This window comes from Kitasatospora sp. NPDC032121 (genome assembly GCF_055580145.1).
Genome location: NZ_JBVILX010000006.1, coordinates 210,343 through 233,686 on the forward strand (window position 1 = coordinate 210,343; position 23,344 = coordinate 233,686).

General features: G+C 76.1%; 14 protein-coding genes. 8 read left to right on the forward strand and 6 right to left on the reverse strand.

Annotated elements, in window-relative coordinates:
• Positions 1–128: 128 nt before the first annotated feature.
• The 5 genes from ACZ5OX_RS18820 to fhuB form a co-directional block, all read right to left on the reverse strand.
• Complete coding sequence (locus ACZ5OX_RS18820; RefSeq protein WP_465631402.1) at positions 129–320, reverse strand: DUF397 domain-containing protein; 192 nt, start codon at positions 318–320, stop codon at positions 129–131.
• 40 nt (positions 321–360) lie between these two features.
• Positions 361–1,224 (reverse strand): MBL fold metallo-hydrolase, encoded by an 864-nt coding sequence (locus tag ACZ5OX_RS18825; RefSeq protein WP_465631137.1) that lies wholly within the window; start codon positions 1,222–1,224, stop codon positions 361–363.
• 85 nt (positions 1,225–1,309) lie between these two features.
• Complete coding sequence (locus ACZ5OX_RS18830) at positions 1,310–1,507, reverse strand: DUF397 domain-containing protein (RefSeq protein ID WP_465631139.1); 198 nt, start codon at positions 1,505–1,507, stop codon at positions 1,310–1,312.
• Between the two features lie 238 nt (positions 1,508–1,745).
• Positions 1,746–2,894 carry an enterochelin esterase gene (gene fes, locus ACZ5OX_RS18835; protein WP_465631141.1) on the reverse strand — a complete coding sequence of 383 codons (1,149 nt, stop codon included), beginning with the start codon at positions 2,892–2,894 and terminating at the stop codon, positions 1,746–1,748.
• Entirely contained in the window at positions 2,891–5,107 is a 2,217-nt protein-coding gene (fhuB, locus tag ACZ5OX_RS18840; protein WP_465631143.1) for a Fe(3+)-hydroxamate ABC transporter permease FhuB, read from the reverse strand. The genes fes and fhuB overlap by 4 nt, the downstream gene beginning before the upstream one ends.
• Positions 5,108–5,214: 107 nt before the next feature.
• Here fhuB and ACZ5OX_RS18845 point away from each other — a divergent pair, with 107 nt between their 5' ends.
• The 8 genes from ACZ5OX_RS18845 to ACZ5OX_RS18880 all read left to right on the forward strand — a co-directional run bounded on the left by ACZ5OX_RS18845 (position 5,215) and on the right by ACZ5OX_RS18880 (position 21,075).
• The gene (locus ACZ5OX_RS18845; protein ID WP_465631145.1) at positions 5,215–6,243 is read left to right on the forward strand and encodes an ABC transporter substrate-binding protein; all 1,029 of its coding nucleotides are present in this window, start codon (positions 5,215–5,217) and stop codon (positions 6,241–6,243) included.
• A 28-nt stretch (positions 6,244–6,271) separates the two neighbouring features.
• Positions 6,272–7,054 (forward strand): ABC transporter ATP-binding protein, encoded by a 783-nt coding sequence (locus ACZ5OX_RS18850; protein WP_465631147.1) that lies wholly within the window; start codon positions 6,272–6,274, stop codon positions 7,052–7,054.
• Between the two features lie 263 nt (positions 7,055–7,317).
• Positions 7,318–8,175 (forward strand): DUF4132 domain-containing protein, encoded by an 858-nt coding sequence (locus ACZ5OX_RS18855; protein WP_465631149.1) that lies wholly within the window; start codon positions 7,318–7,320, stop codon positions 8,173–8,175.
• Positions 8,172–13,226: a hypothetical protein gene (locus tag ACZ5OX_RS18860; protein WP_465631151.1), complete on the forward strand. Its 5,055-nt coding sequence runs from the start codon at positions 8,172–8,174 to the stop codon at positions 13,224–13,226. Before ACZ5OX_RS18855 ends, ACZ5OX_RS18860 begins: the two co-directional genes overlap by 4 nt.
• Positions 13,223–14,374, forward strand: coding sequence for an ATP-binding protein (locus tag ACZ5OX_RS18865; protein ID WP_402400381.1), 1,152 nt, complete (start codon positions 13,223–13,225; stop codon positions 14,372–14,374). The genes ACZ5OX_RS18860 and ACZ5OX_RS18865 overlap by 4 nt, the downstream gene beginning before the upstream one ends.
• A 4-nt stretch (positions 14,375–14,378) precedes the next feature.
• Positions 14,379–18,440, forward strand: a complete 4,062-nt coding sequence (locus tag ACZ5OX_RS18870; protein ID WP_465631153.1) for a vWA domain-containing protein — start codon at positions 14,379–14,381, stop codon at positions 18,438–18,440.
• Entirely contained in the window at positions 18,437–20,464 is a 2,028-nt protein-coding gene (locus tag ACZ5OX_RS18875) for a hypothetical protein (protein WP_465631155.1), read from the forward strand. Before ACZ5OX_RS18870 ends, ACZ5OX_RS18875 begins: the two co-directional genes overlap by 4 nt.
• A 152-nt stretch (positions 20,465–20,616) precedes the next feature.
• Positions 20,617–21,075, forward strand: coding sequence for a MarR family winged helix-turn-helix transcriptional regulator (locus ACZ5OX_RS18880; protein ID WP_392872158.1), 459 nt, complete (start codon positions 20,617–20,619; stop codon positions 21,073–21,075).
• 126 nt (positions 21,076–21,201) lie between these two features.
• Here ACZ5OX_RS18880 and ACZ5OX_RS18885 read toward each other — a convergent pair whose 3' ends face one another.
• Positions 21,202–23,022, reverse strand: a complete 1,821-nt coding sequence (locus ACZ5OX_RS18885) for a sensor histidine kinase (RefSeq protein WP_465631157.1) — start codon at positions 23,020–23,022, stop codon at positions 21,202–21,204.
• Positions 23,023–23,344: the final 322 nt, after the last annotated feature.

Consider the following 23,344-nt stretch of genomic DNA (forward strand, 5'->3'; position numbering starts at 1 on the left):
CGACAAGCCGTTTCGACCGGTCTCGGGAACAGCGATCTCTCCGCGCCCGAGGCCGATTCCGTCCGCGCCCCCGGCCTCACCGACCTGCCCGAGGACGCCATCGCGCTGGACCTGACCCGGCTGGTGCCCTACCGGGACCGAGCGGCCGCGGGGCCCTCGTGCCGGGCGAAGCCGATGAAGTCGGTCCAGACCTCTGCCGTGGAGGCGAGTCGGGGGCCGGCCTTGTCCTTGGAGTCCCGGACGTGGACGGTGCCCGGGGCAAGGGGGTGACCTCGACGCAGGCGCCGCCCTCGGTGTTGCCATGGCTGGACTTGAACCAGGTCAACGCATCGCTCATGGCTCCTCCGACATCCGGGAGGCTCAGCTGACCGGCCAGAGGATCAGGTCGTCCAGCGAGTACCGGCGCGGGCGGTCGCCGAGTTCGGCGACGGCGGCCCGGAGGCGGTGCAGGTGGGCGGGGGCTAGCTCGAGCGGGGGCTCCTCGGGCTGGTAGGTGGCGCGGATCGGGTAGTCGACGCCCGGCTCGCGGGTCATCTCGATGTGGCAGCCGAGCACGTGCGTCACCGGGTGGTTCTCGGCGAACGCGACCAGCCGCTCGACGGTCCGCCCGAAGGCCGGCCAGTCGGTGATGTAGATCCGCCCCGGGTAGACGGTGTCGCCGGTGAGCAGGAAGCCGGTCCACGGGTCGTAGTAGGTGACCGACGCCTGGTCGTGTCCCGGGGTGGCCAGGCACTTCAGCACCCGACCGCCGCCGAGGTCGACCAGGGCCACCGCCTCCTCGCCCCGGTCGAAGCCGAAGTACGGCCAGGCCGCTTCGAGTTCGGGGCCGACCAGGGTGGTCGCCGGCCGGTCGGCGAACTGGACGTCGCCGGCGAAGTGATCGTCGTGCGGGTGCGTGTGCAGGACCAGCAGCGGGTAGTCGCCACCGGGCCGGGGGTTGCGGGCGAGCCACTTCCCCACCAGCTCGTCGACCGTGGCGCGCAGCGGGAAGTACGCGGCCTCGGCCGTCCCCCCGGTGTCGATCAGCACCGCCCGTTCCGTCCCGAACAGCAGGAACATGAACGGCGCCTCGCAGTGGACCGCCTTGTTCTGGCGCAGGATGACGGTGTGCTCGTCGTACTCGTAGACCTGGATGTCCGGGTCCGTGTTGTGCTTCGCGGACGGAGAGCCGTGGATCCACCGCACGTCCAGTGGACGGGTGATCGGAGTACCGGCGGCGGACATGGGACCTCCAGAGTGCGTCGTCTTGGCAGGCCGGGGTCGACACCGCCGCACCGCCCCCGGGACGCTAACACGGCCGGAGGCGGCCTCAGCCGGCCTTGGGAGAAGCGCTCCGGGCGAACGCGACGAAGTCGGCCCACGCCTCGGCAGCGAAGGCGAGTTGGGGGCCGGTCTTGTCCTTGGAGTCCCGGACGTGGACCGTACCCGGAGTGGAGGCCACCTCGACGCAGGCACCGCCTTCGGTGCCGCTGTAGCTGGATTTGAACCAGGCCGGTTCGGTGCTCATCGCTCCTCCGCCAACTTGGCGATGAATTCGGCCGAGGCGTCAGGGTTGAGGGCTCGTTGAAGGATCTTTGCATGACGTTGGCTTAGCAGGCCGACCTTATCGGCTCTGAGTGGAGCAGGCCCATCGCCTGCCCCCTCCTAGTACGCCAGCCGCTGGTGTTCACGCGTTCATGGGATACCTCCAGGCCGGTCGGTGCGAAGTCCGACGCTAGATGCCCTATGGCCTGGAGGTATGCGAATCAGCCCGAAACCATCCCCCCGGGTGACCCCAGCAGGTGTGCGAGCCCGTCCGCCAGGCCGCCGCGCCAGCAGGCGTAGTCGTGGCCGCCGTTGAACTCGCGGTAGGCGAGGTCGTAGCCGCGGGCCGTGAGCACGTCGCGCAGGTGGCGGTTCTGGGCGAGGAGCATCCACTCCTGGAGGCCGACCTCGATCCAGAAACGGGCCGGGCGCCGCTCCTCGGCGGCGAAGCGGCGGGTGAGCCATTCGCTGCCGGCGTCGAACTCGGTCTCGTCCGGCCACCAGAAGGAGCCGGACTGGCAGAGCGCGTTGCCGAAGCGGTCCGGCCGGTGGTAGGCGGCGTACGCGGCGGTGAGACCGCCCGCGCTCTGGCCCGCGATCACGGTGGCCGAGGGATCGGTGGTCGAGCCGAACTCCTTTGCGGCCCACGGCAACAGGCGGTCGGCGAGGAGGTCGACGAAGGCCGGGTTGCAGCTCAGGTCATCCGGCCGTTGCGGGCCCATGGTGTGGACGAGCAGGGCGACGGTCGGCGGGATGGCGCCGTCCGCCGTCAGATTGTCGAGGGTGTCGCCGACGGACAGCACCTCGCCCCACATCTCGCCGTCCAGCAGCACCGCGATCGGGTACGGGCCGCCGTCCGCCCTGTGTCCCGCCGGGAGGTGGACGTCCACCCGCCGCCCGGCCACCGTGCGGGCGAGCGTGCGCCCGCGCGGCACGCCTTCGCGCCGCCGCACGTACGGCTGCGCGGGCGCGGCGGGCAGGCTGAGCACCGAGGACGGGTGGCGGCCGTCGCGGGCGGGCAGTCGGGGCTCGGTGTCGTCCGGGTCGGGGCGGGCGTGGTCGAGGACGCGCAGCCAGTCGGGGCGGGTGGTGCCGGGGGCCTCGCCCTGGAACGGGTACAGCTGGTAGGAGGCGCGGTGGTCCTCGCGCAGCCGGTAGGTGATCGACCACGTCCCGCCCGTCTGGCGTTCCATCAGATGCGGTGTCAGGTCCCCGGCGTGGCGGTCCTTGTCGGTGACGGTGTGCAGCAGCGCGAGCACGCCGTCGCAGTCCCCGTCCCGGTGGGTGAAGGTGACCAGGCGGTAGGCGGGATCGTCGGGGTCGAGGTCCACGAGCGGGTTTTCCACGGTGAGGTCTCCAGGAGTGGTCATGCGGGGCTGCCCTTGCGGCCGAGCAGCACCCAGAGCAGGAAGGGGCCGCCGAGGACGGTGGTGACGATGCCGACGGGGATCTCCACCCCGGCGAACAGCACCCGCCCCAGCGTGTCCGCGAGCACGACGAGCAGGGCGCCGGTCAGCGCGGAGCCGAGCACCGGCACCCGTGCGGGCCCGGCCAGCCGCCCGGCGATCACCGGCGCGGCCAGCGCCACGAAGCCGACCGGCCCGCAGACGCCGACCGCCAGCCCGGCCAGCGCGACGGACAGCAGCAGGCAGGCGAGCCGGACCCGGCCCGGGTCGACGCCGAGCGCGGAGGCGACGCTGTCGTCGAAGCGCAGCACCGCCAGCCGACGGGCCACCACCAGCGCGATCGGCACCAGCACCGCCAGCCCGATCAGCGCGGGCGTGGCGACGGCGAGGTCCCGCCCGTTGAGGCTGCCGTTGGTCCAGATGTACAGCGAGCTCGCCGAGTTGAGCGAGCGCTGGGCCATCGCGACCTGGATGACGGCCGAGGCCAGCGCGGACATGGCGAGCCCGACCACCAGGACCCGGTAGCCGCGCGCGCCGAGCCCGCCGGAGGCCAGGGTGACGACCAGGACGGCGACCAGCGCGCCGAGCGGTCCGGCCCACCAGGCGCCGAAGGTGCCCGCGGTGCCGGCGGAGATCAGCACGGCGGCCGTCGCGCCGTCGTTGACGCCGAGGAGTTCGGGGGTGGCCAGGCGGTTGCGGGCGAGGGTCTGGGTGAGGCAGCCGGCCAGGCCGAGGGCGGCCCCGGCGGCGAGCCCGGCGACGATCCGGCCGAGCCGGAACTTCTGCACCAGCAGCACGTCCAGCCGGTCGCCGTGGCCGAACACGGCCTGGAAGGTGCGGGCGAGGTCGAGTTCGCTTTGCCCGGCGTGCGCCGAGACCACCACGGCGGCCAGCAGCGCGGCGGCCAGGCCGAGCGAGGCCAGCAGGGCCCGGTGCGGCAGCAGCAGCGACCAGGTGCCGTACCGCAGCGCCAAGTCCGGCTTGGGCGCGGCAACTTCGCCCCGGCGAGCGGCGGCCGGCGCGGACTCGGCGGGGTCGGTCATGGACAGCGCGGCGGAGTGCCGCGAGCGGACGATCACGATCAGGGCCGGGGCGCCGATCAGTGCGACGATCACCGACACCGGGGCCTCGAAGGGCCGGGCCACCACCCGGGCGAGCACGTCCGCGCCGGTCAGCACGGCGGCGCCGAACAGCGCGGCGAGCAGGGTGAGCCGCCCGACCCGGGGGCCGGCGACGGCGCGGGCGAGGAAGCCGGAGAGCAGCCCGAGGAAGGCGACCGGCCCGGCCAGTGCGACCGCGGAGGCGGTCAGCAGGGTGACGGCGACGGCGACGGCGGCCCGGATGGCGCCGGGCCGGTGGCCGAGGCCGCGGGCGAGGTCGTCGCCGAGGGCGAGTGCGGTCAGCGGCCGGGTGGTGAGGGCAGCGAGCAGGAACCCGGCGCCGAGCACCGGGGCGAGCTGGCGCAGCGTCGTCCAGCCCTCCACCCCGGCCAGCGAGCCGAGCACCCATACCCGGTACCGCTCGTACGCCTCGGGGGAGTTGACGATCAGCACGTCGGTGAGCCCGCGGAAGATCGCCGCGACGGCGGAGCCGGCGAGCACCAGCCGCATCGGCGAGCCGCCGCCCCGGGTACTGGCGACCAGCAGCACCACGGTGCTGGCGAGCACCGCGCCGCCGAAGGCGAAGGCGAGGTAGCCGAAGGAGGTCTGCACGCCGAGCACGGCGATGCCGAGCACGACGCCCAGCGAGGCGCCGGCGTTGACGCCGAGCAGCCCGGTCTCGGCCAGCGGGTTGCGGGTGACGGACTGCAGCTGCGCCCCGGCGACGCCGAGCGCGGCGCCGACCAGCAGGGCGGTGAGGGTGCGCGGCAGTCGAAGGTCGCCGACGACCAGGGCGAGCCGGCCGTCGGCGCGGGCGCCGTCGCGGTTCAGCAGGTAGTCCAGCACCCGGCCGGGGCCGACCTCGCCGGCGCCGACCGACAGCGAGAGTGCGGCCAGGGCGAGCAGCAGCACCACCACCGCTGTGACGGTCGGCCAGGTGGGGCGGGGGCCCTCCGTGCGCTGCCCGGACTGCCCGGGCTGTCGGGGCCGCCTGGGCCGCCTGGGCCGTCGGGGCTTCGGCGCGGTGGCGGGGGGCGCCGGAGGCGCCGGGTGGACGCCGACTTGCGACAATGTCATAAGGTAAGGCTAACCTAACGATCGAGCCCGTCCGTGGGGCACCCCCGCTCCGCCGAGCTGCCCGGACCTCGCTCAACTCCCTTACCAGCATTGCCCCGGAGGCCCCCATGCCGTTCGCCCGTCGCCCGCTCAGCCCCGTCCGCCGCCGTGCGGCCCAGGCGCTGGCCGTCACCGGGGCGGCCGCGCTCCTGCTCACCGGCTGCGGCTCCTCCGGGTCCTCCTCCTCGGGCTCGTCCACGGCTGCCTCCCCGGCGGCGGACGCGGCCGGCGGCGGCAAGGGCGGCAGCGGCGACAAGCGGACCGTCAAGGACGCCACCGGCAAGGCGGTCGAGCTCCCCGCCGAGCCCAAGCGGATCGTCACCCTCACCCAGGAGGACCTGGACGCGGTGCTCGCCCTGGGCGTCAAGCCGGTCGGCATCACCAACGGCCAGGGCCTGGCCGAGCCGCCCGCGTACCTCAAGGACAAGGTGCAGGGCGTCCCGGTGGTCGGCAACCTGCTCCAGCCCGTGATGGACAAGGTGATCGCCGCCAAGCCGGACCTGATCCTGGCCGGCGACATGCAGGACGAGCAGGTGCTCAAGCAGCTGCGCGAGATCACCCCCGCCACGCTGGTCACCATGGCGCCCACCGACGACTGGAAGCTCGCCTTCCGCGGCATCGGCAACGCCGTCAACAAGCTGGACCAGGCCAACAAGGTGATCGGCGACTACGAGGCCAAGGCCGCCAAGGCGGGCGGCGAGCTCACCAGGAACAAGGGCGCCGCCGTCTCCATCGTGCGCTGGAACCCCACCGGCCCTAGCTGGATGGAGAAGAAGCAGTTCGCCAGTGGCGTCGCCCTGGACATGGGCCTGACCCGCCCGGCCGCCCAGGACAAGGACGGCAACGCGCACAGCCCGGCGCTCAGCCTGGAGAAGCTGGGCGAGATCGACGGGGACTGGCTGTTCCTCTCCACCCTCACCGACGACGGCAAGGCCGCGCTCAAGGACGTCCAGTCCAAGCCCGCCTACCAGGAACTGGGCGCGGTGAAGAACAACCACACCGTCACCGTGGACGGTTCGGTCTGGTCCACCCGGGGCGGCCCGCTCGCCGCCGACGTCGTCATCGGCGACTTCTCCAAGGCGCTGGGCGGCAACTGAGCGCGCGCCGGGCGAGGGGGAGACTGCCATGGAGTTGACGATCGAGGGTCTCAGTGCCGGCTACGGGCCGGGGCGCCCGGTGCTCGGCGGCGTCGACCTCACCGTACCGGCCGGGCAGGTGGTGGCGGTGGTCGGCCCGAACGGGTGCGGGAAGTCCACCCTGCTGCGGTCCGTCGCGAGGCTGCACCGGCCGGACGGCGGACGGGTCCTGGTCGGCGGCGAGGACGTGTGGCGGCTGCGCCCGCGCCAGGCCGCCCACCGGGTCGCGCTGCTGCCGCAGAGCCCGCAGGCCCCGGAGGCGGTCACCGTGGCCGGGCTCGTCCGCTACGGCCGCCACCCGCACCAGGGGCTGTTCCGCCAGTGGTCGGAGCAGGACGAGCGGCTGACCGCCGAGGCCCTGCGCGCCACCGGCGTCGAGGACCTCGCCGACCGCCGCCTCGACCGGCTCTCCGGCGGCCAGCGCCAGCGCTGCTGGCTCGCCATGGTGCTCGCCCAGGACACCCCGGTGGTGCTGCTCGACGAGCCGACCAGCGCGCTCGACCTCGGCCACGCGGTGGAGGTGCTGGAACTGGTCCGCCGGGTCGCGGCGGGCGGGCGGACGGTGGTCATGGTGCTGCACGACCTCGCGGCGGCCGCCCGCTACGCGGACCTGCTGGTCGCGCTGCGGGACGGCGCGGTGGTGGCCTGCGGGCCGCCGCGCCAGGTGGTGGACGCGCCGCTGGTGCGGGCGCTGTACGACATCGACAGCCATGTGCTCACGGCGCCGGGCGACGGTGCGCCGGTGATCGTGCCCCGGGCGCCGCTGGGTTGAGGCGCCGCTGGGTTGAGGGGCCGGGGGCCGCGGGGTCGGGGGCCGAGGGGCCGGGGGGCTGAAGGACGGGCGGGGCGGCTGCGTGGGGGCAGCGGCCCCGCCTTTCTTCGCCTCTTCGATCACTCGTTCGAGTGGTTTGAATTCACCATGTCAGGGCCCGGGTCACCCCGCCCGTCGCGTTGTCAGTACCCCTCGCTACGTTCCTCGCATCGCTGGTCAGCAAGGCGATCGACAAGTGTTTCCCCGGTGGGAGGAGTACGGCCGTGGCATGGGTGGAGACGGGCGCGGGAGGGTACCGCGTCGCGCTCGACGGGGACGGCAGGGTGGTGTGCCGCAACGCGGCGGGCCGCGACCTCAAGTCGCTACCGTCGAAGCTCGGTGACGACCCGGTGGTCACCCAGCTCAAGCAGCTCGCGGAGTGGTTGGCCGCGCACGAGCGCGGCTGCCTGGAGGCCGTCGAGCGCTGGATGGTCCGCTCGCTGCCGGTGCCCGCCGCCGTGCTCACCGCCGTGTGGCCGGACGACGCCTGGCAGGGCGTCCTGAAGGACCTCGTGGTCACCGCCACGGACGGCTCCGTCGCCGGCTTCCTGCGCGGCGCCGACGCCGAGCGCGGCCTCGGCCTGGTCGACCTGGACGGCGACACCGTGCGCCTCACCGACGGCGAGGTCCTGATACCGCACCCCGTCCTGCTCCAGGACCTCGACGAGCTGCGCGAGTTCGCCGTCGAACTCGGCGTCTCCCAGCGCGTCCAGCAGCTCTACCGCGAGGTCTGGCACCGGCCCGCGCAGGTGCCGGCCGGCACCGAGGTCACCACCTACGCCGGCGGGCGCTACCGGGAACTGCGCGAGCTGGTCGGGCGCAGCAACCGGCTCGGCTGCCGAATCCGCGGCGGCTCCGCCGTCCAGCCGGTCACCGAGGGCGGCCGCACCGTCGAGGCCCGGGTCTGGGTCGGCGACTACTACGAGTACGACGAGTGCGAGACCGGCGCGCTCAGCTGGGCCGGCCCCGACGGCCGCGCCCTGCCGCTCACCGACGTCGGACCGGTCGCCTGGTCCGAGGGCATGCGGATGGCCGCCGCCCTGTACGCCGGCCGCACGATCCAGGGGGACGAGACCGCATGACCACCACCGTGAACCCGACCGCCGCCACGCCCGAGGAACTGCTCGACGCCGGGGCCGTGCTCCCGCCCGGCACGCTGCCCGACGCCGGCCGCCCCGACAGCGCCGCCGACGTCCTCACCGCCCGCACCTACACCCACCCGGCGCTCGACGGGCGCCGGATCGTCCGGCTCGTCCCCGGCTCCCTCGGGCAGGCCGAGGACCTCGCCCTCGACTTCCTCGGCCTGGCCCCCGAGGCCGCGCCCGCCGAGGTCGGCCAGGTCCGCCAGGAGGCGCTCGGCTTCCCCGCCTGGGCCCTGGTCCACGACCCGGCCAACGGCCACCACGCGCTCGCCCTGGTCAAGGAGATGGAGCGGCTCGCCCGCCAGGCCGCCGCCAAGCCCGGCGCCGCCAAGGACGGCTTCGACGAACTGGCCGTGCGCCTCGGCCGGGCCGTCCCGCACTTCCTGCCCACCTTCTGCGAGGAGGTCGGCCGGATCTTCCTCCGCCACGAGAACCGGACCTACGCCGCCGCCTGGTTCGGCAAGGCCCGCGAGGCCGAGCGCACCCACGGCCTCACCGTGGACGAGGAGCGGCTGCGCGCCGTCTTCCTGGAGTTCGCCCTCGCCGGTGCGCTCACCGTCAAGTCCCTGCGCCAGTACGTCAAGGAACTCGCCCAGCGGCTCGACCCGCTGACCGCCTGGCAGCGCTTCCGCCAGCTGTGCACCGAGCGCTCCGCGGCCGGCATGGCCCCGTACGCCGGGGTCGCCGAGGACGCCCGCGCCCTGATCAAGGCCGCCGGACTGGACCGCGCCGAGCACGAACGCGCGCTGCTCGCCGAGCTGCTGGACTCCCCGGCGGTCAACCGGGCGCCCGGCGCGTTCTGGAAGTCCTGGCACGGCGCGCTGGTCGAACTCGGCCGCGGCGACGCGGCGGTCCGCACCCGCCTGCTGGAACTGCTGCCCGACCCGGCCTCCACCGACCCGGCCCCGCACGACACCGCCTGGCTGGAGCTGCTCGCCGAGACCGGCGCCGAGGAACTGCTCACCGGCCCCCGCCCCGAGGGCGCCGAACCCGCCGCCGCCTGGCTCCAGCGCTGGTGCAACCACCACGGCCGCGGCTGGCGCAGCCGGCCCAGCTGCCCGGCCACGCTCGCGCTGGCCGGCCGGATGGCCGAGCGGCTGAAGGCCGACGCCGTCCCGGTCGACCTCCACACCGGCATCCGCGGCAGCCACACCCGGATCGACCTGCTGGACCAGCTGCTGGCCGCGGGCGTCCCGGTCGCCGACCCGCCGTCCGGCCTCGGCCTCGACCTGCGCGAGTGGGTCGCGCAGTGCGGCCCCGACAGCCCCGCCCTCACCGCCGTCGCCGCCGACGAGCGGTACCGGCCGCTGCTGCGCACCGCCACCCCGGGCGCCTGGGAGACGGCCGTCAAGCGGCAGGCACCCGCCCTGCCGGTGCTCAACGAGCTGTTCGCCGAATGGGCCGAGCAGCGCGCCGAGGAACTGTCCGCCGCCCGCGGCCTGGCCGGCGCCGCCGACCTGGTCCGCTCGATCGACCAGTACCGCACGGCCGTCCGGACGGTCGCCCCGGCCGTCGCCGAGCGGATCGCCGCCCTCGACGTCACCACGCTGCTCACCGACGCCCTCCGGGCCGGCATCCTGGACGAACTCGGCTGGCCCGCCCTGGAGGAGGCGCTCGGCAAGCTCGCCGACCCGCCCGCCGCCGACGCCCCGCAGCACCCCGTCCCCAGCCTGGGCGTCGCCGGCCTGGACGAGCTGGTCATCGAGGACGCCTGGCCGCAGCTGATCCTCTCCCGTCGCGACCAGGCCGTCGTGGTCGGCCCGGAGGGCATCCTGCTGGAGCACACCCTGCGCACGCCCGGCCCGGCCGCCCGCACCAGGCTGCGCCTGGTCGACGGCGAGCTGCTGGTCGCCTGGCGGCACGAGGGCAAGCAGCTCGCCTACTGGTCCAGCCGCCCGGACGAGCAGTTCGAGCTCGAGGGCCAGACCATCACCGGCTACTACTACGGCAACCGGGATCCCCAGGCGCCGTCCCTCCAACTGCCCGGCGGCGGCCGCACCACCGGCGAGCGCCCGCTGCACGCCGGCGACACCCGGATGCCCCAGGAACACCGCGTCCTCGGCGACGGCACCGGCTACTGGACGCAGCGCCGCACCTCCGAGGGCGACGCCGTCCTGCGCGAACTCGACCCGGCCACCGGCACCCTGGGGCGCACCGCCGAACCACCGGTGATCGCCGCCACCGCCCCGGTCGGCCGACTGGTCCACCGCAGCACCTGGCTGCTGCCGCTCCAGCCCGGCCTGGAGCGGACCCCGCTCGGCACCGACGGCACCGTGCTCGGCAGCTGGGCCCGGGTCGAACCCGGCAAGGCCGTCACCACCTTCACCGCCGACGGGCAGCGCATCGTGGTGCCGCTGGCCGGCCAGCGCACGGACACCGTCCCGGTCGGCCGGCTCAGCCTGCCCGGCGGGGCCGCGCCGGTGGTCAGCCACGCCTCCGGCGACCACTTCGCGCTCAACCTGCCCGACCTCACCGGCCGCGCCGACCGCACCACCGACCTGCGCCCCTGCCGCTCCGGAGAGCTCTCCGCCGCCGGCACCCCGCTGATCCCGCCCTACCCGCACTGGCACGCCCTGCGCCCGCGCGACGAGGCGGGCTCCGAGGTGCTGCGCGCCGTCACCGCCGAGCAGGCCGCCCGGCTGATCGACGCCGCCTGGCCGGTCGACGCCGAGCCGGGCCCGGAGGACGAGCGGCGCTGGCTCACCGTCCAGGGCGTGCGCCGCCCGCTCGCCCGCAACGGCGAGGCCCTGCGCTCCCTGCCCGTCCAGGCGGTCGGCGCCGCCCTGCCCGGCATCGCCCACCCGCGGCTGCTGGCCGGCGTCGCCGGGCTCGCCCGCACCGCGGCCAACCTCCTCGACCGGGTCGCCCGGTTCCTCCCGCAGCCGGAGGCCGAGCGCCCGAGCACGGCGAAGGACACCGAGTGGCGGCCCGACCACGGCCGCGACCACGAACTGCGCGACGCCGTGCGGGCCGTGCTGCCCGGGATCGACGGCCTCGGCAGCAACTGGGGCGAGTCCGAGCAGTGGGCGGTGCTCAACAACCTGCGCACCGTCAGCGCCGTGCTGGCCGCCCCGCCCGCCGCCGCCGGGGAGGGCTGGACCACCCCCGCCACCGTCACCCTGCGCAGCGCCGACGCCCACCACGGCTGGCTGGACCTGCTCGGCCGGCTGCACGCCCTCGCCTACGCGGTGGCCGCGCCGTTCACCCAGTCCGCCCACCGCTCCTCGCTGGTCCTGCTGCTCGGCGAACTGACCAGGGGCCCGCTGGCCGACCGCGGCGCCACCCTGCGCGAGATCGTCCTCGCCGAGCCGGTCCCGGCGGCCGCGAACGGCACCGGCAACCGCCAGGTCACCCGCCGCCAGGGCGAGGTGCTGCGGCACGGCGAGCGCACCGTCGTCATCCTCGGCCACCAGCGGCAGTACAACGACGGCACGGTCCACTGGCTCGCCGTCGACCACGACCCGAGCGGCGAGTTCGGCCCCGTCGCGCACTTCACCACCGTCGCGGAGCGCGGCACCGAGGAACTGGTCTCCGCCGCCTGGGTCGCCAAGTTCTGGCGGGTCGCCGCGCTGCGCCGCACCATCCCGGTAGACCACGCCCGGGCCGAGGCCTTCAGCGCGCTCACCGGCATCGGCGCCGCCCGCGCCGCCCTGCTGCTCAGCCCGCCGTCCGGCCTGCTGCACTGGAGTTCCGTCGCAGTACCCGCCGAACTCGGCCTCAAGGCCGGCGAGTTCAAGGCCGCCAGGGCCTGGCTGCGCGGCCACGACCACGCCGGCCTGGCCGCGGTCTGGGGCGCCCTGCTGCCCGCCGACCCGAAGACCCTGTGGACGGACGGCCCCGACCTCGCCGCCGGAGCCGAGGAGTGGATCCGGCACTTCGGACGGCTCGTCACCCTCCCGGAGGAGGCGCTGGTCACCGTCCAGGGCGTGTCCATCGACACCGTCGAGGCGGTGCTCAACCCCTCCCGCACCCCGTGGCTGACCCGACGCACCGGCTACCGGATCACCGAGGAAGGCGGGTCCGGCCCCCGGCTGGTCCCCGAGGACGCCTCCGCCCTCCCCGACAACGGCGCGCTGCGCGACACCGTCGAGGCACTGCGCTGGCTCGCCTACCACCTGCCCGCCGACAGCCCGCTGCGCCCGCTGCTGCCCACCGCCGCCACCGCGCTGCGCGACCGGCTGGCCGACCCGGAGCTGCTGCTCGACCTCCACCTGATCAGCACCGTCAAGGGCGCCCCGCTGTCCGCCGTCCTGCGCACCCACTTCGGGCTGCCCGCCGAGGGCGGCGCCGACCCGGACGGCCTGGTCCGCTGCGGTCCTGCGCTCATCCTGGCGCCGCACCACGAGAAGTACGAGCGGGTCTGGCTGCGCCCCGCCGCCCTCACCGGCCCGGACGACCCGCTGCTCGAACTGCTCGACGGGCTCTCCGACAGCTACTGGTACTCCGTCGAGCGGCGTGCCATCGAGTCCCTGCTGCGCGGCGAGCCGGAGCAACTGGCCTCCGCCGCCACCGTGCCGGCCGACGGCGAGGGCCCGGCCTGGCTGCAGAACCCCCAGCTGTCCGTCCCCGGGCTGGTCACCGAGGTGTCCCGCACCCACGGTCTGGGCGAGGACGCGGCCACGCTCTACCTCCAGCTGCTCGCCCTGCCCGACCCGACCGACCGCAACGCCGCCCGCTGGACGGGCTGGAAGCCCGCCAGGCTGAAGAAGGCCCGCGCCGAACTCGCCGCCACCGGCCTGGTGCTGGAGGCCAAGCGCGCCCGGGCCGGCCGCAGCCTCTTCCTGCCCGGCGGCTGGCAGGAGGCCAAGGCGCCCGCGCTGCCGGCCGAGACCTGGAAGGCCGCCCTGTACGACCTGCCCACCCACCGGCCCGCGCTGGTCACCCTGCCCGTCCCCGAGCTGTTCGCCCGGGCCTGGCAGCGGACCGTCGACGGCGACACCCCCGGTTACGAAGAGCTCCAGACCAGCAAGCGCAGGAAGGCCCGCCGATGAGCACGACCACCACCACCGCCCCCGCCGCCGCGGACCGGCAGACCGTTCCGCCCGAGGAGAAGTACGCCGCCGAACTGGAGTTCCTGGCCGCCCACGACAGCGGCCCGCGCCCGCCCGGCTGGCGCCTGACCCCGCGCGCCGTGGTCACCTTCGTGATGGGCAGCGGCGGCGAGAAGCTCAAGGCCGGGCGCAAGGGCCTCGTCATCGAGCCGAAGTTCGTCGGCGAGCGCGCCCTGGTCGAGCGCTGCGTCGTCACCCTCGCCGGGGAACGCGGCCTGCTCCTCGTCGGCGAGCCCGGCACCGCCAAGTCCATGCTCTCCGAACTGCTCGCCGCCGCCGTCTGCGGCACCAGCGCGCTCACCGTCCAGGGCACCGCCGGCACCACCGAGGACCAGCTCAAGTACGGCTGGAACTACGCCCTGCTGCTGGCCAAGGGGCCCAGCCGCGAGGCCCTCGTCCCCTCGCCGGTGCTCACCGCGATGACCACCGGCGCGGTCGCCCGGGTCGAGGAGGTCACCCGCTGCCTGCCCGAGGTGCAGGACGCCCTGGTCTCGCTGCTCTCGGAACGGCGCATCGCCGTCCCCGAGCTGGCCGGCACCCCGGACGGGCAGCTGCACGCCGCGGCCGGCTTCACCCTGATCGCCACCGCCAACCTGCGGGACAAGGGCGTCAGCGAGATGTCCGCGGCGCTCAAGCGGCGGTTCAACTTCGAGACGGTCGGCCCGATCGGCAGCCTCGCCGCCGAGGTCGACCTGGTCCGCCGCCAGTCCACCGCCGCCGTGGCCCGGGCCGGCGCCGCCTACGCGGTGGACGACGCCGTCCTGGAGGCCCTGGTCACCGCCTTCCGCGACCTGCGCACCGGCCGCTCCACCGAGGGCTGGGACGTCGAACGCCCGTCCACCGTGATGAGCACCGCCGAGGCGGTCTCCGTCGCCACCTCGCTCGGCGTCAGCGCCGCCTACCTGCCCGACGGAGGGGACCTGCTCGGCCGGCTGCCCGGCCAGCTCCTCGGCGTCGTCCGCAAGGACGAACCGTCCGACGCGGGCCGGCTGCTCGGCTACTGGGACGGCCCGGTCCGCCGCCGCGCCGAACAGGGCGCCGCCACCTGGCGCACCCTGTGGGACCTCCGCTCGGTGCTGGAGGCCTGATCCGATGAGCAGCGCGGAGATCCACCGCCCGGAGGACACGGACCGCGAGGTCCGGGCCGAGGCCGACCGGCTGGCCGCCTCCGGCACCGGCCGCCCCGGGCCCTACCTGATCGGCGTGCGCCACCACGCGCCGTCCCTCAGCGCGGTCGTCCCCGCGCTGCTCGACGCCGCACGGCCGCAGGCCGTCCTGGTCGAGCTGCCCGCCGAGTTCCAGCCCTGGCTCGACTGGCTCGCCGACGAGGCCACCCAGGCCCCGGTCGCCCTCGCCGCGGCCGCGGCTGCGTCCGGGGCCGCGTCCGGGCTCGGGGAGGCGGCCGGGCCCGCCTTCTACCCGTTCGCCGACTTCTCCCCGGAACTCGCCGCCCTGCGCTGGGCCCGGCGCAACGGAGTGGAGGCCATCGCCTGCGACCTCCCGCTCGCCCACCGCGCCGCCCGCACGGCCGAACGGCGACACACCGACCCCACCCCCGACGCGCCCGGAGTCGCCGACGCGCTGCGCCACCGCCTCACCGGACGGGACTCCGACGAGGACCTGTGGGACCGCCTGGTCGAGACGGCCGCCCCCGGCTCCACCCCGGAGGCCGTCCGGCGCGCCGCCCTGCTGGTCGGCTGGGCGCTGCGCCGCGACGCCGAGACCGGCCCCGGCGTCGACCCGTACGACCTGCGCCGCGAGGCCTGGATGCGGGCCCGCATCCAGGCCGCCTCGGCCGACGGGCGCCGGGTCGCCGCCGTGATCGGCGCCTTCCACGCCCCCGCCCTGCTCGACGGCCCGCTCGCCACCGAGGAGCCGCCGCACCCGGACGACCCCGGGCACGTCCTGTCCCTGATCCCGTACACCTACCCGCTGCTCGACGCCCGCTCCGGCTACCCGGCGGGCATCCGCGACCCGGAGTGGCAGCACACCGTCCTGGACGCCGGCGGCGACCTGGAACGCCTCGCCCAGGCACTCACCACCACCGCCGTCCGGATCTGCGCCGCCCTGCGCACCCAGGACCACCCCAGCGGCCCGGCCGACGCCCGCGAGATCGTCCGCCTGGCCGGGGACCTCGCCCGACTGCGCGGCCACGCCGCCCCCGGCCGCGGCGAACTCGTCGAAGCGGTGCAGACCGTCCTCGCCCAGGGCGAACCCCTCGGCCGCGGCCGGGCCGTCGCCCGCGCCCTCGAACAGGTCCTGGTCGGCACCCGCACCGGCCGTCCCACCCCCGCCGCCCCGCGCAGCGGACTCGGTCCGGCCGTCGAGACCCTCCTCGCCGACCTCGGCCTCCCCGGCCCCGCCGACCCAGGCCCGCGCGAACTGCGCCTCGACCCGCTGCGCAGCGGCCTCGACCGCCGCCGGGAGGTCCTCCTGCACCGCCTCACCGCCTGCGAGGTCCCCTACGCCGAGGCCGTCGCCACCACCGGCGCCGGCGGCACCGACACCCTCGGCACCCGCTGGCGCCTGCACTGGACGCCCGCCACCGCCGCCATGCTCACCGTGGCCGGCACCCGCGGCGTCACCCCCGCCCAGGCCGCCGAAGGCGCCCTGCGTGCCCGGCTCAGCGACCAGCCGACCCCGCGCGAGATCATCGACGGCCTCACCGCCGCCGCCTCCTGCGCCCTCCCCACCCTCGCCGAGGCCCGCCTCACCCAGCTCACCACCGTCCTCCCCACCTCCGCCACCCTCCCCGACCTCCTCGACGCCCTGGCACTCGTCGACCGCCTGACGGCGGGCCACTTCCCGGGTTACACCTCGCAGGGAGGGGAGGTGGTGGCCGCCGCCAACGGCGGTGCCGTCGCGGCCGGAGACGGCGGGACGGCTTCGGCGCCCGCCGCTCCTGCCCGCCCCGCCCTCCGGGAGCGGCCCGGGCACGCTCCGGTGGGAGGGGAGGGAGCGGCCGGTGAGGACGCCCAGGCCGACGGGACGGCTTCGGCGCCCGCGGCGCCTGCCCGCCCCGCCCTCGGGGAGCGGCCCGGCCGCGCCCCGGTCGTCGGGGGCGCCACGGACGGGAACGGCACGGTGGTTGGTGCACCCGGCGCCGGTCGTACCGAACCTGCGGGCGGTGCTGGGAAGGCCGCCGGAGGTGGCGGCGACACCGCTCTTCGCGGCTTCGCCCCGGCCCCTGCCGCAACGGGCGCGACCACTGCCGGCGGCCGTCACGCCCCCGTGGGAGACGCTCACCCGGGCACCGGCCCCGGCGCGCCGTCCGCACCGACGGGCCGGCCCGTGCTCGCCGCGGCCGGAGACGTGCTCACCGTCGCCGCCGGCCGGCAGTTGGAGGGGCTGGGCGGGTCGGACGACCCACAGGACGCCCGGGCGCTGGTGGAACTGGTGCGCCGGGCGGACCGGCTCGGTGGGGTGCGACTGGCGTACGTGCTGGCCGAACTCGCCGAGCGGGGGAGCCCGTTGGTGCGGGCTGCGGCCGGTGCGGTGCGGGTGCTGCTCGGGCAGGAGCCGGCCGAGGCCCTGGGCGGCCGGGCCGCCTCCTGGGTGGACGGTGCGACTGGTCCGGAGGCACGCCACGCGCTCGGGCGGTCACTGGTCGGTCTGCTGACGGCTGCGGAGGGCCTGTTCGACTCCGCGCCGCAGGCGCTGGAACCGGTGCTGGAGCGGGTCACCTCGCTGCCCGACGAGGCCTTCCTGGACCGGCTGCCCGCACTGCGCGGTGGGTTCGACACCCTCAGCCCGGCCGCCCGGGACCGGCTGCTGGCCCTGGTCGAGGAGCGCCTGGGCACCCGGCTCGCGGCTCTCCCCGAGGAGGCCGGCCCCGCCGTGCTCGCCGGCTGGGTACGCGCGGACCTCGCGGCGCGCGCGGCACTCGCCCGTCGCGGCCTCCTGCCCCCGACACCCGCGGAGCCCCCGGTCGCTTCGCCGCCGCCCCCGGCCACGGAGCCCACGGTCACGGAGCTGCCTGCCACGGAGCCCCCGGCCACGGAGCTGTCGGCCACCCGGCCTCCTGCCGTGACCACCCCGCCGCGCACCCTCGCCCCCGCCGAGCGCTGGCGGCTGCTCCTCGGCCGCCCGGGCAGCGGCGGCCTGACCAGCCGTGGCGCCCGACTCGCCACCGCCCTGGACGAGTTGTACGGCAGTGGCCACGGCGAGGGTTCCGGCCCTGGCGTGGACAGCCGGGGCGGCAAGGGCGGCCGCGAGGCCCCGTACCCCGGTGTGCGGGAGTGGGCCGAGGAGTTGGAGTCCCTGTTCGGCCCCGGCGTGCGGGAGGAGGTGCTGGCGGCCGCCGTCGCGCAGGGCCGTACCGACGTCCTGGAGGCGATCGACCCGTCCGCCGTCCGCCCGTCCGTCGACCTGCTGCGCGCCGTGCTGGACCACGCGGGCGGTCTGCCCGAGGCCCGGGTGGCCCGGCTGCGCCCGCTGGTGCGGCGCCTGGTGGACGAGTTGAGCCGGGAGCTGGCCACCAGGCTGCGCCCGGCCCTGACCGGGATCGCCGTGCCGCGCCCGTCCCGCCGCCCGGGCGGCGGGCTGGACCTGGACCGGACCATCCGGGCCAACCTCGCCACCGCCCGTCCCGCGCCGGACGGCGGCACCCTGATCGTGCCCGAGCGCCCGGTCTTCCGGACCAGAGCGCGGCAGGCCAACGACTGGCGGCTGATCCTGGTCGTGGACGTCTCCGGGTCGATGGAGGCCTCCACGGTGTGGGCCGCGCTGACAGCCTCGATCCTGGCCCGGGTGCCCTCGCTGAGCACCCACTTCGTGGCGTTCTCCACCGAGGTCCTGGACCTCACGGAGCGGGTGGACGATCCGCTGAGCCTGCTGCTGGAGGTGAGGGTCGGCGGCGGCACCAGCATCGCGAAGGGGCTGCGCTACGCGCGGGAGCTGGTGACGGTGCCGTCCCGCACGCTGATCGCGGTGGTCAGCGACTTCGAGGAGGGCGGACCGGTCGGCGGGCTGCTGGCCCAGACCCGGGCGCTGGTGGACTCCGGCGTGCACCTGCTCGGCTGCGCGGCGCTGGACGACACCGGGACGGCCCGTTACTCGAAGGCGGTCGCGGGCCAACTGGTCGCGGCCGGAATGCCCGTGGCGGCTTTGAGCCCGCTGGAACTGGCCCGCTGGGTGGGGGAGAAGGTGCGATGAGTGTGACGGCACGGACGAGTGACTGGCCGGGTGTGCGGCCCGAGGTGGTCGCCGAGGTGGTGGCCGGGCTGAGCGCCCGGCTGCAGAAGCGGCTGGACGGCGCGGCGGCGAAGCTGGCGGAGCGGCCGGTGGTCCGAGAGGGCGACGAGTGGCGGGTGGAGGTGGACGAGGAGACGGTGCTCGTGCTGCACGCCCCGGGCGGGGTGGTCGCCGGGGAAGCCGGCGTCCGCTGCGGCTGCCTGCTCGCCCCGGCCTGCGTGCACCGGGCCGCCGCGGTCACCCTCTGCCCGCTTGCCGAGGCCGAGCCCGAGCCGGCGCCCGGGCCCGCGTCCGAGTCCGGGGCCGAAACCGGGTCCGAGCCCGGGCCGGCGCCCCAGCCCGGGGGCGGCACTGCGACGGCACCCACGGCGGCGGCCGCCGAGTCGGCCGACCGGCCGGCCCCCACCCCGCTCACCGCTGTCGAGCTCGAAGCCGTCCGCCACCTCCACCGGGCCGCGGCCGCCGTGCTGGCCGCCGGGGTCAGCGGGGCGGGCGCTGTCTCCCAGGCCGAACTGCTGCGCGCGGCCCACCGGGTGCGGCTGGTGGGCCTGCACCGCCCGGCAGCGGCCGCCGTCACCGTCGTGACCCGGGTCCGGGCGGCGCGTTCCGGCGCGCCCGACCACCGGCTGGTCGACCTGGTGGCAGGCCTGCGCGAACTGCTCGGCCTCACCACCGCCCTGGCCGCCGGTGCCGCGCCGGTCGTCGAGCTGCGCGGCACCGCGCGCCAGGCCTACCGGGAGGAGGGCGGGCTGCGGCTCTACGGCCTGTTCGCCGAGCCGGTGCTGACGGCCACCCATGCGGGCGCGGTCAGCTGGGCGGTGGACGCCAACGGGCGTCTCAGCACGATCGCAGAGGTGATGCCGCATGACGACGCGGCGGCCGCCGCCCCGCAGGCGGTCGGGGCCGGCAATCGGACGGTCCGGCTGGGCGACGCCGCGCTCAGCCACCGCGAGTTCAGCCGCGCCGGGCTGGCCGTCCAGGGCGCGACCAGGTCCACCGGCGGACGGCTGGGCGCCGGCGCCTCGGTCCGGGCGGTCAGGGCGGCGGGCACGGCGTGGACGGCGGAGCCGGCCGCCCGGCTCTGGTCCGAACCGGTGCCCGCTCAGGTGGCCCGGGCGCTCGCGGCGCAGGAGCTGCCGTACGAGAGCCGCCCGGCCGGGAGCGACCTGCTCTTCCTGGACGTCACCCTGCTGGGCACCGCCCCCACCGGTCCGGGCGGGACGTCGCAGCTGCTGGCGCGCTGCACGGCGGGGGCGCCGGCGGGCGGGCCGGCGGATGGGCCGCTGGGTGGCCCGGTGGTCGTCCTGCGCCCGGCGCACGAGCACCCCGACCTCCCTTTCCGGGCGAACCTCGCGCTGCTCGCCACCACGCCCGGCCTGCGGCTGCGGGTGATCGGCCGTCTGGAGCGCGCGGACCGCCCAGAGCTGCGCCTGCTCGCGATCGGCACGCCCCCGGACGACCCCGGCCCGCTCTCCCGGCCCGTGGAGCGGGCGGGCCGGGTCAACCTCGGCCTCGAACGCCTCCAGACCGCCGACCTCGCCGCGCCCGCGACGGCCTCCGCCACCCAGGCCGACCCGACAGCCGACCGGGTGGACGCATCGACGGCCCAGCCGACGGCTCAGCGGACGGCCCAGCCGACGGCCCCGGCAGCGGGCCCGGTGCCGTACGGCCCGCCCGTGCATGTGCTCGCCCGACGGGTCGAGCAGACGGTCACCACGGGGCGGCACGCCCTCGCGCCGAGCGAGGCCTCGGCAGCGGCCGACCGCGCGCTGCTGCGCGCCGCCGGGCTGGCCACCGCCGCCGAACTCCTCGACGGCCTCCGGGCCGGCGCGGCCCACCGGCAGCGCGACGTCTTCGGCCGGATCGTCACGGACGACCACGAGGCCTTCGCCACCGCCTGGTTGACGGCGGCTTCCTACACCGAGGAACTGGCCACGGCGCTGTGCGCGGCGGCCTGGTCCGAGGAGGAGGCGGCCGGGGTATAAGCCGAACTATTTGCACGGAACGGTATTCCGCGCCAACTGGCATACTTGTCAGAGGAAGACGAGGAGACGCGGAACGAGACCTCGTACGACACCGCGCACGGGGCCTCGTCGGGCACAGGGCACGAGCAGCGCGACGGAAGGGTAGGCGAGTCATGGGAATCCGCGACGATGCGGCCGAGATCCGGGCCCGCGGCTGGCGGACGCTCGCCGCGCTGCACGGCATGATCGACACCGCGCTGGAGAAGGCGCTCCAGGCCGAGTTCAAGCTCTCGGTGGTCGAGTACACGGTGCTGGAGGCGCTCTCCCGCCAGGACGGCTGGCACATGCGGATGCAGCAGCTGGCCCGCGCGGCGGCCCTCAGCAGCAGCGCGACCACCCGACTCGTCAGCCGCCTGGAGGACCGGGGCCTGCTCGGCCGCTACCTCTGCGCGGACGACCGGCGCGGCATCTACACCGAGCTGACGCCCGAGGGGCGCGACCTGCTGACGGCCGCCCGCCCGGTGCACGACGCCGCGCTGGAGGCGACGCTGGCCGAGGCCACCGAGGTCCCCGAACTGGCGCCGCTGGTCGAGTCGCTCGCCGACCTGCACCCGCTCCACGCCGACGCCTGAGCCCGGCGCGGGCCGCCCGTAGAGACGGCCCGCCCCGGCCAGGCCGGCCCGCCCAGACCGGCCCGCTCGGCGGTACCTGGACCGCACTCATCGGCAGGGCCGGGGCCGCCCCGGCCCGCCGGGGCGTCACCGCGGGCCCTCGGACTCCCGGGCGGCGGGGGCTTCCCCGAAGGCTTCCCCGGGGGCTCGCGGCGGGGTCGAAGGTGCGGGGAGCGCCCCGTGCACCGGCGTGGTGGGGCCGTGGCCCACGGTGGGGCCGCCCGACAGGTCGTACATGCGGGGTGGCACGGGCCGGGGAACGACCACGGCGCCGGGCAGTCCAGGGATCTCGGCGCCGACCGGCAGGCCCCCGTTGTCGGGCGCATCGCCACGCACGACGTCGACAGCGCCGGTCCCGCCGCCGTCCGTGGCGTACGGGACGGCGGGAGCCCCCGGGGCGCCGAAGGGCCCCGGAGCTGCCTGGCCCCCGTCCCGCCTTCCGCCCGTTCCCACGGCCGTCGCGCCCGACGGATCCCGCCCGAGGCCGTCGTGCCCCGAACCCGACCCCGCCTCCGAACCAGACCCCGCCCCCGAACCCGAACCGGAAGCCGACCCCCAACCGGAACCCGAACCGACACCAGCCCCGGCTCCAGGACCGGCCCCAGACCCGACTCCAGGCCGGAAGCCGCCTCCCGTACTGGCGTCCCCCACACTGGCGTCCCCAGCACTGCCACCCTCAGCACTGCCACCCCCCGCCCCCGGACGCGCGTCGGACGCCGGGACCCGGGTGATCCGGGCCCCCGACGGCAGCCCAGGCACCGCGGCCGACTGCGGCGGCTGCCCGGCCCGCTCCAGCAGCGCCGAGGGCAGCAGCACCACGGCCCGGGTGCCGCCGTACGGGGACGGCCGCAGGGAGACCCGGACGTCGTGCCGGGCGGCCAGACGCGCGACGACGAACAGGCCGAGCCGCAGGTCGTCGCCGAGCGCGGAGACGTCCAGCTCGGGAGGGGCGGCCAGGTAATCGTTGAGCCGCCGGTGCTCCTCCTCGGTCATGCCGAGCCCGCGGTCCTCGACCTCGACGGCCAGGCCCGTGGGGACCTCCTGCGCGGAGACCTGCACCTGGGTGTACGGCGGGGAGAAGGTGGTGCCGTTCTCGATCAGCTCGGCGACCAGGTGGATGACGTCGGCGACGGCCTGCCCGTCGAGCGAGACGCGCGGCACGCCCTGGACGACGACCCGGGAGTAGCTCTCGGTCTCCGAGACGGCGCTGCGCAGCACGTTGACCACGGGCACGGCGGTCCGCCAGCGCCGGGCGGGCAGGGCGCCGCCGAGGATGACCAGGTTCTCGGCGTTGCGCCGCATCCTGGTGGCCAGGTGGTCGACGGCGAACAGTTCGCGCAGCAGTTCCGGGTCCTCGTGCTCGCGTTCCAGCGCGTCCAGCATGCTGATCTGCCGGTGGATCAGGATCTGGGTGCGCCGGGCGATGTTGAGGAAGACCTTCTTCGTCCCCTCGCGGCCCTGGGCCTGGTGGATGATGGCGGCGACCGCGGCCTGCCGGGCGGTGGCCAGGCCCTCCGAGGCCTGCTGGAGGTCGTCGCCGCCGCGCCGGGAGGGTGCCCAGGCGGTCGGGGCGGCCACCTGTTCTCCGGCGCGCAGCCGTTCGACGACCTCGGGGATCTCCTGCCGGGCGAGCGCGACGGTGTCGGCCCGTAGGTCGGACAGCCGCGCGGACAGCGTCCAGGCGGTTCGGATGCCGCGGAACAGGCTGATCAGCACCACCGCGGCGACGGCCGCGCTGCCGGCCAGCAGCGCGGTGCGCTGTCCGGAGTCGCGCAGCAGGTAGACGGCGTAGCCCCAGGCGGCCGCGAGGCCCAGGCTGGGGACCAGCGCGAGGGAGAGGAGCGGGCCGCGGAGCGAGCCGGACCGGCCGGCGCGGTGGCCCGTGCGGCGGGCCGGTATGCCTGGCATCTGATTCCTTGCTGCAGGGCCGCGTCGCGGGAACCGGGACGCCGGTCCGGACCGGTGGGTCCGGGCGGCGGTTCGACCCCGTACGGAGCGGCCGGGCTTCAGGGCGTCGAGGCCTGGGCTGCCGGAGCCGGTGACGTGCTGTCACTGGCCCGGCGGGGTGCAGCGCGGCCGCCGACGGCACGGAACGCTATCAGCCCGAGTGTCGTCGATGAACATCAACTGGCCGGGTACGAGGGCCTGATGGCGCTGTGGCGGCGCTCGTGCCGGACGCTCCGCCGACGTGACGCCGCAGCTCACGGCCCTCGGCCCGGTCGAAGCGGCG

Bases quoted from the DNA above. Each gene is read 5' to 3' on its own strand.
- fes (WP_465631141.1), bottom strand. From the start codon at position 2,894: ATGACCACTCCTGGAGACCTCACCGTGGAAAACCCGCTCGTGGACCTC.
- ACZ5OX_RS18875 (WP_465631155.1), top strand. From the start codon at position 18,437: ATGAGTGTGACGGCACGGACGAGTGACTGGCCGGGTGTGCGGCCCGAG.
- fhuB (WP_465631143.1), bottom strand. From the start codon at position 5,107: ATGACATTGTCGCAAGTCGGCGTCCACCCGGCGCCTCCGGCGCCCCCC.
- ACZ5OX_RS18825 (WP_465631137.1), bottom strand. From the start codon at position 1,224: ATGTCCGCCGCCGGTACTCCGATCACCCGTCCACTGGACGTGCGGTGG.
- ACZ5OX_RS18830 (WP_465631139.1), bottom strand. From the start codon at position 1,507: ATGAGCACCGAACCGGCCTGGTTCAAATCCAGCTACAGCGGCACCGAA.
- ACZ5OX_RS18870 (WP_465631153.1), top strand. From the start codon at position 14,379: ATGAGCAGCGCGGAGATCCACCGCCCGGAGGACACGGACCGCGAGGTC.
- ACZ5OX_RS18845 (WP_465631145.1), top strand. From the start codon at position 5,215: ATGCCGTTCGCCCGTCGCCCGCTCAGCCCCGTCCGCCGCCGTGCGGCC.
- ACZ5OX_RS18880 (WP_392872158.1), top strand. From the start codon at position 20,617: ATGGGAATCCGCGACGATGCGGCCGAGATCCGGGCCCGCGGCTGGCGG.
- ACZ5OX_RS18860 (WP_465631151.1), top strand. From the start codon at position 8,172: ATGACCACCACCGTGAACCCGACCGCCGCCACGCCCGAGGAACTGCTC.
- ACZ5OX_RS18885 (WP_465631157.1), bottom strand. From the start codon at position 23,022: ATGCCAGGCATACCGGCCCGCCGCACGGGCCACCGCGCCGGCCGGTCC.
- ACZ5OX_RS18865 (WP_402400381.1), top strand. From the start codon at position 13,223: ATGAGCACGACCACCACCACCGCCCCCGCCGCCGCGGACCGGCAGACC.
- ACZ5OX_RS18850 (WP_465631147.1), top strand. From the start codon at position 6,272: ATGGAGTTGACGATCGAGGGTCTCAGTGCCGGCTACGGGCCGGGGCGC.